The 14,255-nt window shown below is 55.1% G+C and carries 13 protein-coding genes; 6 read left to right on the forward strand and 7 right to left on the reverse strand.

From position 1 onward, the window contains the following. Both BQ5379_RS01360 and BQ5379_RS01365 read left to right on the forward strand, forming a co-directional pair. Positions 1 to 993, forward strand: coding sequence for a PhoH family protein (locus tag BQ5379_RS01360; protein WP_071133773.1), 993 nt, complete (start codon positions 1 to 3; stop codon positions 991 to 993). A gap of 22 nt (positions 994 to 1,015) precedes the next feature. Further along, positions 1,016 to 1,981 carry a phosphoribosylaminoimidazolesuccinocarboxamide synthase gene (locus BQ5379_RS01365; RefSeq protein ID WP_071133774.1) on the forward strand — a complete coding sequence of 322 codons (966 nt, stop codon included), beginning with the start codon at positions 1,016 to 1,018 and terminating at the stop codon, positions 1,979 to 1,981. 80 nt (positions 1,982 to 2,061) lie between these two features. On the opposite strand, the gene BQ5379_RS01370 is transcribed toward BQ5379_RS01365, so the two are convergent. The 6 genes from BQ5379_RS01370 to BQ5379_RS01395 all read right to left on the reverse strand — a co-directional run bounded on the left by BQ5379_RS01370 (position 2,062) and on the right by BQ5379_RS01395 (position 10,251). Beyond that, positions 2,062 to 3,204: a sialidase family protein gene (locus BQ5379_RS01370; protein ID WP_083377515.1), complete on the reverse strand. Its 1,143-nt coding sequence runs from the start codon at positions 3,202 to 3,204 to the stop codon at positions 2,062 to 2,064. A gap of 221 nt (positions 3,205 to 3,425) precedes the next feature. Beyond that, positions 3,426 to 4,784, reverse strand: a complete 1,359-nt coding sequence (locus BQ5379_RS01375) for a citrate/2-methylcitrate synthase (RefSeq protein ID WP_071133776.1) — start codon at positions 4,782 to 4,784, stop codon at positions 3,426 to 3,428. A 21-nt stretch (positions 4,785 to 4,805) separates the two neighbouring features. Continuing rightward, on the reverse strand, positions 4,806 to 6,074 hold the full coding sequence (icd, locus tag BQ5379_RS01380) for an NADP-dependent isocitrate dehydrogenase (protein ID WP_071133777.1): 1,269 nt from the start codon (positions 6,072 to 6,074) through the stop codon (positions 4,806 to 4,808). A 2-nt stretch (positions 6,075 to 6,076) separates the two neighbouring features. Further along, positions 6,077 to 8,347, reverse strand: a complete 2,271-nt coding sequence (locus BQ5379_RS01385) for an aconitate hydratase (RefSeq protein WP_071133778.1) — start codon at positions 8,345 to 8,347, stop codon at positions 6,077 to 6,079. Between the two features lie 115 nt (positions 8,348 to 8,462). Then, positions 8,463 to 9,143, reverse strand: coding sequence for an SIMPL domain-containing protein (locus BQ5379_RS01390; RefSeq protein ID WP_071133779.1), 681 nt, complete (start codon positions 9,141 to 9,143; stop codon positions 8,463 to 8,465). 4 nt (positions 9,144 to 9,147) lie between these two features. After that, positions 9,148 to 10,251 carry an acyltransferase gene (locus BQ5379_RS01395; RefSeq protein ID WP_071133780.1) on the reverse strand — a complete coding sequence of 368 codons (1,104 nt, stop codon included), beginning with the start codon at positions 10,249 to 10,251 and terminating at the stop codon, positions 9,148 to 9,150. A gap of 347 nt (positions 10,252 to 10,598) precedes the next feature. Here BQ5379_RS01395 and BQ5379_RS01400 point away from each other — a divergent pair, with 347 nt between their 5' ends. The 4 genes from BQ5379_RS01400 to BQ5379_RS01415 are packed head-to-tail and all read left to right on the forward strand — an operon-like array spanning position 10,599 to position 12,850. Next, positions 10,599 to 10,871: a hypothetical protein gene (locus BQ5379_RS01400; RefSeq protein WP_143039360.1), complete on the forward strand. Its 273-nt coding sequence runs from the start codon at positions 10,599 to 10,601 to the stop codon at positions 10,869 to 10,871. Further along, entirely contained in the window at positions 10,858 to 11,700 is an 843-nt protein-coding gene (locus BQ5379_RS01405; protein ID WP_071133782.1) for an ABC transporter ATP-binding protein, read from the forward strand. Before BQ5379_RS01400 ends, BQ5379_RS01405 begins: the two co-directional genes overlap by 14 nt. Further along, complete coding sequence (locus BQ5379_RS01410) at positions 11,690 to 12,487, forward strand: hypothetical protein (RefSeq protein WP_071133783.1); 798 nt, start codon at positions 11,690 to 11,692, stop codon at positions 12,485 to 12,487. The genes BQ5379_RS01405 and BQ5379_RS01410 overlap by 11 nt, the downstream gene beginning before the upstream one ends. 9 nt (positions 12,488 to 12,496) lie before the next feature. Continuing rightward, positions 12,497 to 12,850, forward strand: a complete 354-nt coding sequence (locus BQ5379_RS01415) for a GntR family transcriptional regulator (protein ID WP_071133784.1) — start codon at positions 12,497 to 12,499, stop codon at positions 12,848 to 12,850. Positions 12,851 to 12,994: 144 nt separating this feature from the next. On the opposite strand, the gene BQ5379_RS01420 is transcribed toward BQ5379_RS01415, so the two are convergent. After that, positions 12,995 to 14,173, reverse strand: a complete 1,179-nt coding sequence (locus BQ5379_RS01420) for an MFS transporter (RefSeq protein WP_071133785.1) — start codon at positions 14,171 to 14,173, stop codon at positions 12,995 to 12,997. Between the last annotated feature and the right edge of the window lie 82 nt (positions 14,174 to 14,255).

The raw sequence follows: 14,255 nt of genomic DNA on the forward strand, positions 1-14,255 counted from the left end.
ATGAGCGAAAAAATCATCGACCTCGACGGAGTGATTGACCCGGTGGATTTTTACGGGCCTGCACATGTCAACTTCAACTGTCTGGCAGCAAAATTCCCGGAACTGAAAATCGTGGCCCGCGGAGGAACGATGAAACTTTTCGGCTCAGCCGATCAAATCGCGCGTTTCGAAAACCGTTTCGACCAGCTGGTTCAGTATTATGGTCGGTACGGACACATATCGCCCGAAGTCCTCGATCAGATTTTCGACACCCCGGTTCACCTTCGCAGCGACGATCCCGCCCGAACCAATATCACGATCCCGAACGACGCCGACACTACTGGTACCGAGGACGTGATCGTGTATGGCAATAACGGTAATGTAGTGCGGGCGCGAACCGCCAACCAGCGAAAACTGGTGGAGCTTTATGCCAAGAACGACCTCTTGTTTGCCATCGGTCCCGCCGGCAGCGGCAAAACCTATACGGCCATTGCGCTGGCCGTGCGTGCGCTGAAGAACAAAGAGGTGAAACGGATCATCTTGACCCGCCCAGCCGTGGAGGCCGGTGAAAAGCTCGGCTTCCTGCCCGGCGACATGAAAGAGAAACTCGATCCCTATCTCCAACCCCTGTACGATGCGCTGAACGATATGATTCCGCCCAAAAAACTGCAGGAATACATGGCCGAAGGGGTTGTTCAAATCGCTCCGCTGGCCTATATGCGCGGTCGGACCCTCGATAATGCGTTCGTCATTCTGGACGAGGCTCAGAATACGATTCTTTCGCAGATCAAGATGTTTCTGACCCGTATGGGACGCAATGCCAAGTTCATCGTAACGGGCGACATCACGCAGGTCGACCTGCCCAACAAAGGCGATTCGGGTCTGATGCCTGCCATTGAGATGCTCCGCAACATCGACGGTATCGCCGTAGTCGAATTCGACCGCAAGGATATTGTCCGGCATGAACTGGTAAAACATATAGTTCAGGCATTCGACAAGCAATCAATACATTAAAGTTTTCATAAATTCCAACATCATGGCGAAAGCATTGGTAAAAACCGACATGCACTTCGACGGTCAGAAATCCGTCTATGAAGGCAAAGTGCGCGATGTGTACAACATCGACGACAAATATCTGGTAATGGTCGTATCCGACCGTATTTCGGCCTTCGACGTCGTTCTGCCCAAAGGCATCCCCTACAAAGGACAAGTGTTGAACCAGATTGCCGCCAAAGCGCTCGACGCAACGACCGACATTTGCCCCAACTGGAAAATTGCGTCCCCCGACCCCATGGTGACCGTAGGGCATAAATGCGAACCGTTCGCCGTAGAAATGATCGTCCGCGGTTACCTGACCGGCAGTTCGTGGCGCGACTACAAAGCCGGAGCCCGTTCGATCTGCGGAATTCCGCTGCCCGAAGGGATGCGCGAACACCAGAAATTCGAAAAACCGATCATCACCCCGACCACCAAAGCCGAACTCGGCCTGCATGACCAGAACATCTCGAAAGAGGAGATTATCGCCCAGGGACTTGTATCGGCCGAAGATTATGCCATACTCGAAAAATATGCCATGCAGCTCTTCGAACGCGGTACGGAGATCGCAGCAAAGCATGGTCTGATTCTGGTGGACACCAAATACGAATTCGGTAAGAAGGACGGCGAAATTTATCTGATCGACGAGGTTCACACGCCCGACAGCTCGCGTTACTTCTATGCCGACGGCTACCAGGAACGTTTCGACAAAGGCGAACAGCAGCGTCAGCTCTCGAAAGAGTTCGTGCGCGAATGGCTGATGGAACACAATTTCCAGGGCCGTCAGGGCGATGTGATGCCCGAGCTGACCGATGAATTCGTCGACAGCGTGAGCGAACGTTACATCGAACTGTATGAGAATATCACCGGCGAGAAGTTCGATCGCGGTGCCGAAGCTGCCAGTGCCGAAGCCATTCAGGATCGCATCGAAAACAACGTCAAAAACATGCTGGCCCGCCTCAAATAGTGGGCGGTCCGTACGGACGAGTTATTAGGTTTCCTAAATAGAGCGGGGGAGGGATCCGAACGATCCCTCCCCCGCTCGTTTTATCGGACTGCGATTCGCGTAGCTTCGATACGCTGTTTTCGATCGGTTTTGGTAGCGATGTAGTAAACTGCTACGAAGTTTCGCTTCCCGGTATGGAACAGTTGCGGATACCCCAAATCCCAGCTGCGACCGTCGGTTCGAAGAGCGACAGGTGGCTGCCACGAGGCTCCGTTGTCGTCGCTGGCTCGGATGCAGATTCCGTACGGTTCGCGACGGGAGCCGTAACATACGAGCAGTTTCCCGTCGTCCGACAGGGCCAGTGCCGGCGGATTGCCATTCCGCGTGCCCGTATCGGTCTGGGCCACAAACGACAGATAGCGCCACGTGCGGCAGTTGTCGGTCGATTCGTAACAGGCGATCCAGTTGTACGAGCGGTCGTCGTCGAGCGACACCTTGCGCCGGAGTGCCGTGATGAAACGTCCGTCGGCAGTCCGAACCGTCGATGGCATGACGGAGCGTGCCGTACGGTCCGACGGTACATCGATGGCGGGATTCATGTCGCTTCGGGCCAACGACTCCAGATAGAGTGGGGCGATCCACCCCAGATTGACCATTGTTCGTCCCCGGTTCGTGGCCAGAACCGTGAAAGCCCGGTCTTGACGTTTATTCTTGGCACTCAGGAAAATATAGCAACTGTCGCCCGATACGATGTAGTCGGTTCGGGCGGTGATTTCACTGTCGAAGCGGGGAAATTGTACCGGTCCGCTCCACGTAGCTCCCCGGTCGTGCGAGTACCAAAACAGGTTCTCGCGGCAGCGAAGGGCAAAACCGGGCGACGTAAAGTCCATACCTTCACCCCGTGCAAACGTTTCGAACGGAACCGGAGTCTGCTCCTCTGCATGGTCAAACTCGGGAGCGGCTTCGATCTGCCAATGCCGTCCACGGTCGGTCGAGCGGGCCAGATAGTGGAACTCGGAGGCCTCTTTGACTGCATTGTGGCCGTCGACGGTGTCGCCCCGGTCTTTGAACGCTTTGGCTACGAAACCGACCAATAATTCGTTGCCCCAACTCCATCCGCCCTCATTGGCGCACCATCCGCAGAACATGCCTGGCAGATCGGCAACAACCGTATGGCGGCGAATCTGAGCGGATGTCGAAAAGCAGCCTAACGCTGCAAACAACAGAAGTAAACGTTTTTTCATGAGGCGGGTATTCTTATATTATCTGGGTTGCCGTGCGGTGAAAAAGCCTTTTTTTTCTTAGGAACGTGCTGTAGGCTCCCTCTTCGCTCGCATGTGGCTGCTCGAAATTAATCATTTTCAATCAATATATGCCTGAATGATTTTCTACTGGCATGTATAAAAATAAAGCGGGACAATCCGTTAATGGACTGTCCCGCTCGTACGATTCGATGGATAATCGATTACCGTTTGTCCAGCGGTTTGTATTCGGTTGCCGAGGCAACGTTTTTGTATGCCGGGCGGATGATACGACGGCTGTCGAAGTTCAGCTCTTCGATGCGGTGAGCGACCCAGCCCGCAATACGCGACATGGCGAACAGCGGAGTATAGACCTCACGAGGCAGGCCGATCATGTCGTACACGAAGCCCGAGTAGAAGTCGACGTTCGCGCAGACACGTTTGTTGACCGAGTTGCCTTTGAACTCCATGAAGCTTTCGACGGCGAGCCGTTCGACCAGTTCGAGGAATGCGAACTCTTTTTCGCGTCCTTTTTCCTGTGCCAGTGAACGGGCCATCTCCTTGAGCAGCAGGGCACGCGGGTCGGAGATGGTGTAGACGGCGTGGCCGATGCCGTAGATGAGCCCCTTCTTGTCGTATACCTCTTTGCGGAGCATGCGCATCAGATACTCTTTGACCTCTTTTTCGTCGGTCCAGTCAGAGATGGCTTCGCGCAGGTGGGTGAACATGTCGATCACCTGCAGGTTGGCACCCCCGTGGAGCGGGCCCTTGAGCGAACCGATGGCGGCGGCGATCGAAGAGTAGGTGTCCGTACCCGACGAGCTGGTCACACGGGTGGTGAAGGTCGAGTTGTTACCACCCCCGTGTTCGGCGTGGAGGATCAGACAGAGGTCGAGTACCTTGACGTCAAGCGGCGTATAGCCTTTCGAACCCTTCATCATGTAGATGAAGTTCTCGGCCAGCGAGAAGCCGGGTTTGGGGATACGGATATGGAGCGAACCACCGTTTTTGTTGTGGTTCATGGTGTGGTATCCGTAGGCGATGATCGACGGGAATTTGGCGATCAGGTCGACCGACTGGCGGATCAGGTTGTCGCGCGAGGTGTCATCGGCGTTTTCGTCGAAGGCGTACAGCACGAGTACCGAACGGGCCAGAATGTTCATGATGTCATTCCCGTAGAGCTGCAGGATGTTCATCTTGGTGGCGTGCCGCAGGGCCATCTGCTCGTTGAGCAGGTTGGTGAAGGTCTCGAGCTCCTCGCGGTCGGGCAGGTAGCCCGAGAGCAGCAGGAAGGCGGTCTCTTCGTATCCGAGACGGTTCTCGGCCTGCACGCCGTGTACCAGGTCGGACACTTCGATGCCGCGGTAGAGCAGTTTACCGGGTATAGCTTTAAGACCGCTGCCGTCGGGGAGGCGTTCGTAGCCCACAACGTCGCCGATGTTGGTCAGACCGACAAGCACCCCGGAGTGGTCTTCGTTACGCAGGCCGCGTTTCACGCCGTAGCGTTTGAAGAGTTCGTTGTCGATCCGAGAGGTCTCCTTGACGGTTTCCGAGAGCTTGTATATCAGATAATCTTTGTTCATGGTGAGTTGGGTTTGGTTGGGTTAGTGGGTCGAGATTTTGTCGATCAGCAGGTCGGCGAATTCGCTGGTCGAAAGTTTGGTGCCGTTCTCCATGAATCGAACCAGATCGTAGGTGGCTTTGCCTTCGCCGAAGGCGCTCTCCATGGCACTGATGATGGCATCGCCGGCTTCGTTCCAGCCCAGGTACTGGAGCATCATGACGGCCGACAGCAGCAGCGAGCAGGGATTGGCCTTGTTCTTGCCGGCATGGATCGGAGCGGTGCCGTGGGTGGCTTCGAAAATTGCGTGACCGGTAACGTAGTTGATGTTTGCCCCGGGGGCGATCCCGATACCACCGACCATGGCGGCCAACTGGTCAGAGATGTAGTCACCGTTCAGGTTCGGGGTGGCGATCACCGAGAATTCACGCGGTTTGAGCAGGGTCCACTGCAGGAAGGCGTCGGCGATGGCATCTTTGATGATCACTTTGCCGGCTTTGACGGCAGCTTCCTGCGCAGCGTTTGCAGCCTCTTCGCCTTCGGCCTTCTTGATGCGTTCCCATTCGGCCCAGGTGAAGGTCTGGTCGCCGAATTCGCGCTGAGCCAGTTCATAGCCCCAGTTTTTGAACGATCCTTCGGTGAATTTCATGATATTTCCCTTGTGGACCAGAGTTACAGAGGGGCGTTTGTGGTCGATGGCGTAGCGGATAGCGGCGCGAACGAGTCGTTCGGTTCCCTCTTTCGAGATGGGTTTGATGCCGAACGAGGAGGTTTCGGGGAAGCGGATCTTTTTCACACCCATTTCGTTCACGAGGAAGTCGAGCACCTTTTTCGCTTCGGGCGTGCCGGTCTGCCATTCGATCCCGGCATAAATATCTTCGGTGTTTTCGCGGAAGATGACCATATCGACGTCCTGCGGACGTTTGAGCGGGGTCACTACACCCTGAAAATAGCGGGTCGGACGCTGGCAGACGTAGAGGTCGAGTTCCTGACGCAGGGCCACGTTGAGCGAACGGATACCGCCGCCGATGGGGGTGGTCAGCGGCCCCTTGATGCCGACCAGGTATTCACGGAAGGCTTCGAGTGTGGCTTCGGGCAGCCAGCTGCCGGTCTGGTTGAAGGCCTTTTCGCCGGCCAGCACCTCTTTCCATTCGATGGAGCGTTTCCCGGCGTAGCAGGTTGCGACTGCAGCGTCAACGATGCGACGCGTGGCGGGCCAGATGTCGACCCCGATACCGTCGCCTTCGATGAAGGGGATTACCGGTGAATCCGGTACTTGCAGTTTTCCGTCTTTGATCGTGATTTTTCCCATGGCTATTTTGTGTTTTTACTAATCAGGTTAAGGGCGCTGCCGGCTTTGAACCACTCGATTTGCAGCGCATTGTAGGTGTGGTTGGCTTCAAACGTTTCGCTCGTTCCGTCGGCGTGGTGGAGCGCTACGGTCAGCGGTCGGCCGGGTGCGAACTCTTTGAGACCGAGGATGGAGATGGTGTCATCTTCGCGAACTTTGTTCCAATCGTCCTTGTGGGCGAAGGTCAAGGCCAGCATACCTTGTTTCTTGAGGTTGGTTTCGTGGATGCGGGCGAACGATTGAGCGAGAACCACTTTGACGTTCAGGAAGCGGGGTTCCATGGCGGCGTGCTCGCGCGAGGAGCCTTCGCCGTAGTTTTCCTGTGCCACGACGATACTGCCCAGACCAACCGCTTTATAGGCTTTGGCCACGGCCGATACTTTGTCGTAGCTGCCGGTCAGCGGGTTCAGTACGCTATTAACTGCACCGTCGTTGAAGGCGTTGGTGGCCCCCATCAGCAGGTTGTCCGAAATGTTTTCGAGATGTCCGCGGAAGCGGAGCCAGGGACCGGCGGCCGAGATGTGGTCGGTCGTACATTTGCCCTGCGTTTTGATCAGCAGGCGCAGGTCCTGATAGTCGTTGCCGTTCCATGCGGCGAAGGGTTCGAGCCGCTGCAGACGCTGCGAGTCGGGAGCAATGGCTACCGTTACGGTCGAACCGTCTTCGGCCGGGGCCTGATAGCCGGGGTCTTCGACGGCAAAGCCCTGTACGGGCAGTTCGCTACCTTGCGGAGCATCGAGTTTGACCTCCTGTCCCTGTTCGTTCACGAGGGTGTCGGTCAGCGGATTGAAGGTGATGCGGCCGGCGAGGGTCAGGGCGGTGGTCAGTTCGGGCGAGGCTACGAAGGCGTGCGTTGCGGGGTTGCCGTCATTTCGTGCGGCGAAGTTACGATTGAAACTGGTGACGATCGAGTTGGCACGTTTCGGATCGTCGGTGTGACGTTTCCACTGGCCGATGCAAGCGCCGCAGGCGTTGGCCATCACCACACCTCCGATGCCTTCGAGCGCTTTCAGCAGCCCGTCGCGTTCGGCCGTGTAGCGTACCTGTTCCGAACCGGGCGTAATGATGTACTGCGCCTCTACCTTGAGCCCCTTTTCAGCGGCCTGACGGGCCACCGAAGCGGCGCGGGTGAGGTCTTCGTACGAGGAGTTGGTGCACGAGCCGATCAGGCCGACCTCCATCCGTTCGGGGTAGCCTTTTTCCTTGGCGATGCGCACGAATTCCGAGATGGGTGCGGCGGCATCAGGGGTGAAGGGACCGTTGATATAGGGTTCGAGCGTGGAGAGGTCGATCTCGATTACGCGGTCGTAGTAGCGTTCGGGATGTTCGAGCACGGCAGCGTCGGCCGTGAGACATTCGGCTGCAATTTGGTCGGCCATGTCGGCTACTTCGGCACGGCCGGTGGCGCGCAGGTAGGCGGCAATCTTGGCGTCGTAGGCGAAGAGCGAGGTGGTAGCACCGACTTCGGCACCCATGTTGCAGATGGTGGCCTTACCGGTGGCCGAGAGGGTGGCGGCACCCGGACCGAAATATTCGATGATGGCATTCGTCCCGCCTTTGACGGTCAGAATACCGGCCAGTTTCAGAATAACGTCTTTGGGGGATGCCCAGCCGTTCAGACTGCCGGTGAGTTTCACGCCGATCAGTCGGGGCATTTTCAGTTCCCAGGGCATGCCGGACATGACGTCGGCAGCGTCGGCCCCGCCGACACCCACGGCAATCATCCCCAGACCGCCTGCGTTCGGGGTGTGGGAGTCGGTTCCGATCATCATCCCGCCGGGGAAGGCATAGTTTTCGAGCACGACCTGGTGGATGATACCGGCTCCGGGTTTCCAGAATCCGATGCCGTATTTGTTCGACACCGAGGCGAGGAAATCATATACCTCTTTGTTGGTATTCCGGGCTGCGGGCAGGTCTTCGGCGGCTCCGCGGTCGGCCTGGATCAGGTGGTCGCAGTGTACGGTCGAGGGTACGGCCACGCGGCTGCGGCCGGCGTTCATGAACTGGAGCAGGGCCATCTGGGCCGTTGCATCCTGCATGGCCACTCGGTCGGGGGCGAAGTTGACGTAGTCTTCGCCGCGTTGATAGACGGGATGCTGAACCCGGTCGTAAAGGTGGGTCAGCAGTATCTTTTCGGCCAGCGTCAGAGCGCTGCCGGTGGCTTTGCGGATTTCGGCTACAGCCTGAGGCATTCCGGCGTATCGTTGCCGGATCATGTCGATGTCGAATACCATGATTTCGTTTTGAAAAATTTTCCTTAATTCTTTTCCAGCCCGCAAGGTACGAAAAACGGCGGGATTTTCCCGCCGTTTTGTTAAATTGCTAACAAAATAATCAGCTTCTGTCCTATTATTCCAGAGCGAAACGCACCGTAACGTTCTGGCTGACGCGAACGTCGTTGAATTGCAGGTCGGGCATTGAGGCCTCTTCCACCGCATTTCCGCTTTTGGCCGCCATCAGTCCACGAATTACCAGATTGTCGGTTGATGAACCCGTATAGCTTTGGATCATGATGGCTGAGCCGATCTTCTGGCCCAATGCACCGGCCAGTTCGCTCGCGGTGGTTTGGGCGGTTTTCATGGCCTTCACGCGTACCAGCGCCTGTAATTCACGCAGGTCACTGCGGGTGCTTTCGGTCAGTGAGGCGTTCGAAATACCATTGGTTTTCAGTTCGCTGAAGACGGTTTCGACCTGTGCCGGGTCGGTGAGCGTCAGCAGGTAGCTCTTGAATTGATAGATATCCTTGCGTTTGCCGTCGGCGTTGGACTGACGGGTGATAACGAGCTGTTCTTTCATGTCCACTCCGGAGGCTTTCAGGGCTGTTGCCAGCGATTTTTCGAGTTGGGCGATCGGCGTTTTGCCTTTATCTGTAGCTTCGGAGAGGGTGATCGAGATGCGGAACTTATTGGGGGCCACCAGCGTATCGGCCGTGCAGTTGATCTCTACGTAGGGCTTGTCCGATTCCATGTTGTGGGCAGTCGCCACGCCGGCCATCAGCAGGGCCGAAGCAACAAAAAACACTCTTTTCATGGCTTTATCCGATTAGGTATTTGTGTTTGGGTATTCTCTGCAAAAACCATACCACACCGGCCGTCACGCTGAATGCAGCGATGGCGATGACCGGAATCTGAAGGTAGGGAGGAAGGGGGATGTACGCGTACACAAGATCATAGCCGACCTGTACGACAAAGAAGTGGCTGAGGTAAATTCCGAACGTAAGTCCCGCTATGCGACAGAGCCGCCGCTGGCACTTTTCGCTTTCGACGCGGATGGTCTGCATGGCGGTAAAGAGGGCGTAGGTCATCAGGAATACGTTGAAACTGGTGAAGAACCACGGGATCTCCAGATAGTTGTAGTCGGTCGGGTAGAACTTTTGGGTCAGCACGAAACTACCAAAGGTGAGGGCGTAACCCAGTACGAAAAGCAGGGCCGAACGGGTCAGAATACGGCTCCGGGAGCTTTTGGACGGAAATTTATTCAAATAGAAGGCCAGAACGATGTAGCCGATGAATCCGCTGAAGTAGTAGAAAGTGCCGAACGGGTTCCAGGCACATTCGCCGAGGATGCCGGTGTGGCCATAGTTGCCGACGTAGCCGAGCAGCGGAGCGATGACGCGGATATAGGGAATGAACAGCGTGATGCCCCAGATGCAGAGGAACCGTTTGATTTCGTGCTGCGAGGCCTGCGCCAGCCACGGCGAGATGATCGGAAGGATCAGGTAGATTCCGACCAGCATATAGAGGTACCAGAGTGGAGTGGTCGTGTAGTTGAAGTTTAGGATCCAGGTCACGAGGTTATAGCCCGTATTGGCCGCTTCGGAATGTCCGTAGGCCCAGTAGAAGAGCGGCGTGACGAGGCTCCATACTACCAGGGGCCAAAGAATGCGGCTCAGGCGGCGGCGGTAGAAGGCTCCGCTATCGAGCCGAACGGGGAGCAGTAGTACGCCGGAGATCATCACGAAGAGCGGCACGCTGGCACGCATCAGACTTCCCCAGAATGCGCCGGAGAGGAATTCGGTTCGGTCGGCATCGAATTTGGCGACGAATGGGTCGCAGCAGTGGGCCAGGACGACCATGAAGCAGGCTGTGATGCGCAACACATCTAGCCACGGAATGTGGCGAGGCTGAGTTTGGGTCATAAGTAAGGGGTTGGTTTGGGTTTAGTTATAGGTTTGGTTAGAGCAAAGGTAAAATTTTCGCCGATAAGTTTGCATTTCGTTAAAATTAATCTACATTTGCAGTGTACTAATATAATGATACACTATAACGGAGAGGGATTTGGAGTGTCGGTGGGAAAGTCCGAGAATTTAGGATGCAGTTGTCAGCGTGATTTGTGATTGACAGACAACTGATAGCACTATACGCCCGATGCTGCACTGAACCTGAAAGCAAAAAGGATAGAACGACGCAACAGGACAGGGTAGTTGCGAGATATCCGATGCCTTGATAATATGAACTCATCTAGGTCTCATTTAAACCATACGCTATGAAAAGAGAATTAACACCCGCTGAACGTCAATGGAAGGTGCGTCTGATGTGGTCCGGATTGGGGTGGGGTTATTTGGTAATGCTGATGTATCCGTTTATTGATTGGCTTATGTGGAATGAAGCTCCGAATCTGAGCATCTCACGCATCATTATCAACGTGGTTATATGGACACTGGCCGGGATCGGCATGGGCCGCTGGCTCCAGTGGCGTGCGGGACTGGTCGGCAAACGGTATGTAAACACTAAAAACGTCAAACATGATAACATTTAAGCAGGTTTCCTTCGGATATCGCGGAGGACGATTGTTCGAAGGGCTCGACCTGGAGCTCCGACAGGGAGCCATCTATGGTCTGCTGGGTAAAAACGGTGCGGGCAAAAGCACGCTGCTAAAATTAATCTCCGGCCTGTTGTTCCCAAAAGCAGGTGAAATCACCGTGATGAATCACATCCCCCGGAAACGTGAGGTCGATTTTCTGAGTCAGGTATTTCTGCTACCTGAGGAGTTCGACCTGCCGCGGATGAATATGGATGAATACGCGCGGGTTTACGGCTGTTTCTATCCGGCCTTTTCACGGAGCCAGTTGTCGGAACTGATGCGTGAGTTGGAGGTTTCCGAGACGCAGAATCTGCACCAGATGTCGTTCGGTCAGAAGAAGAAAGCCTACATTGCCTTTGCCATCGCCTGCAATACGCCGCTGCTCCTGATGGACGAACCCACCAATGGGCTGGACATCCCCTCGAAAAGTTCGTTCCGTCGGGTGATCGCTTCGGTGGCCGACCAGGGGCGTACGATTATGATCTCGACCCATCAGGTCCGCGACTTGGACCAGCTGATTGACGCAGTGGTGGTGCTCGACAACAGCGAAATCCTGTTGAATGCAACGACTGCCGATATCACCGAACGGCTGCGGTTTGTCCACCTGGAAGAGAACGAATCGGCGCTCTATGCCGAACAGACCATTCACGGTCGTTGGGGCGTATGCCGTAACGAAACGGGAGCCGAGTCTCCGCTCGACATGGAGCTACTTTTCAATGCTGCGGTCGCCAACCGCGAAGCCATCAAAAACATTTTTAAAGAAACTCAAAGCGATGAACAATAAATTTTCATGGAGTCGTTTCGGCCGTTTCGCGTGTGCCGAACTGGTCGGCGAACGACGTGCCTGGCTGTTGAAACTGGGTAGTTTTCTGGCGCTCTGCATGGTGATCTATCTGCTGTGCAATATCAGTGTGTTTATCGACCAAATGAGCGGAGAGGGTATAGAGGATATCAGTTTAAACTACATGATGGCACGGTTTTTTACCTCTATTGTGCTGTTTTTCCTGATTACCTATAATCTGTCGTGCAGCTTTAAGCGGTACTTCTCGAAGGGGCGTGCCACAGCTATCATGATGTTGCCGGTGACCAAAAACGAGAAATTCCTCTATGCGACACTGGTGAACCTTATCGTCATTCCATGCGTACTTCTGGCGCTGTATCTGTTAAGCGATGTGCTATGGGCACGACTGCTCGGTTTTGACAATGTGTTTGTGCAATTGAGCGAATTGAAGGCAGAGATGTTGGAGTCGGATTTGGAACTGTTTTCTCGACAGATGGGCATTAATGTCGTAGCTGGCCTGGCTTGTATGGCATTTTTCTTGGCCGGGGCTGCTGTGTTCCGTCGTCATCAGTTTCTGTGGACACTGCTGGCCAGTTTTATCTTGACATTGCCGTTTATTGTTTATTTCCAATATATTTTGTTCTACGGCTCGGTATGTGCCCGCTCCATTTTCGACTGGCTCTTCAGTGTTCAGGGCTTTTATTTCCAGTTGCTGTGGTGTGTGTTGTGGGCTTGTCTGTGGATTTTTGTTGCATGGCGGCGCTTTTCCACGTTGCAAATTTCAAAGTAGAGGGAGAGTATGGATTTCAAATCTGAAAAACCGATCTATCAGCAGATCGTCGATTATGTCTGCGATCATATCGCGTGCGGACGCTGGCTCGAAGAGGAACGAGTGCCTTCGGTACGCGATCTGGCCGCACAGCTGCAGGTGAATCCCAATACGGCGATGCGCGCCTACGAAAGGCTCCAGATGGCGGGTATCATTACCAATAGCCGCGGTGTCGGATATTTCGTCTCGACCGGAGCCAAACAGCGGGTCATCGATCTGAAACGGGCTGAATTTTTTGAAACGACTCTTCCCGAAGTGTTTGCCACCATGGACACTCTGGGTATCACGTGGGAAGAGGTAACCGCAAAATATGAAAAACGATGAAATTACTTGTATTGATGGCAGGGATGCTGGCAATCGATACGGCTGCCGCTTAGAATTGAAATGGACTTGACGTGAAGTTCCAGGATTGAACGACAGTGACGATCTAAAAAGTGGGCTGCGAATATCCGCAGCCCACTTGTATTTTTACCGCAACTTGTTTCGATCGAAGTAGGGACCGGCCCACAAGAAAAAGAGAGTCAGCCCGATACACAGCAGGATGGTACCGAGTGTGAAGGCCCACGAATAGGAGGTGTGTTGGGCGATCACGCCACCCAGCAGCACTCCGGCACCGACGCCGAAATCCCATGAGGTCAGGTAGGTGGCATTCGCCGTGCCGCGTTGATTGTGCTGGGCCAGGTTGATGAACATCGTCTGGAGGGTCGGGCAGAGCAGGCCATAGCCTACACCGATCGCCACGCCACAGGCATAGAATACGGCCGGAATTTTAAACAAGACAAAGCAGAGGAAACTGGCAATCAACAGCGAGATGCCCATTTTGCTGACCTGTGTCAGGTATCCGCGGTTGATGAGCTGTCCCGAAATCAGACGCGATACGACCAGACCGCCCGACAGGCAGACGAAAAACATGCCCGTTCCTCCAGTCAGCCCGATCTCCTCGGTGCCGTAGACTGCCACGTAGGTACTCAGCACACCGTAGGCGAACGAGAGGAAGATGGTGGTAATAGCGCCGGGGATCCCCTTGAGCAGCAGGAAGCGGTCGAGCGAAATGGTCTGTTTGGCCCCGACGATTTGGGTTTTGCCACCCTTGATTCGCGAAGCGATGAACAGGCCGAGCAGGCCGACGCCGAGAGCGGTTCCGAATACCCAGTCGTAATTGGGCGTGGCTTCGTGGATCATCAGGGCGGCCATCGGACCGATGGCCATGGCCAGGTTGGTCGAGACGCCGTAATATCCGATTCCTTCGCCACGTCGCGAGGCGGGCATGATGTCGATGGCCATGGTATTGACCGATACGGTGACCATCCCGAAGGCCATACCGTGCGTGGCGCGCAGGATGGCGAAGACGGCGAGTGCGCCGGCCAGCATGTAGCCCCCGAAGTACGAAATAAAGAAGGTGTAGCAGATCAACAGCAGGGGCTTGCGAGGAAAACTGTCAACCATGAAACCGGCAAAGGGTCGGAACAGCAGCGCCATGATGGTGTAGGACGAGAGGATCAGCCCGGCGGTGGATCGGGTGACGGCGAATTGGTCGGCCAGATACATCGGCAGGATGGGGAGAAGCATGTAGAATGCGAAAAACATCATGAAGTTGGCGCCGCAGGCAGCGAAAAAACTGCCGGTCCAGAGTCTCTCTTTTTGCATGGCCGCTATCGTGTGTTAAGTTTCGGCAAAGATAGGGAATAAATGGCCAGAACAACGGCCGTATATAAAAACAGCAGCCAGA

This window comes from Millionella massiliensis (genome assembly GCF_900104655.1).
Taxonomy (GTDB): domain Bacteria; phylum Bacteroidota; class Bacteroidia; order Bacteroidales; family Rikenellaceae; genus Rikenella; species Rikenella massiliensis.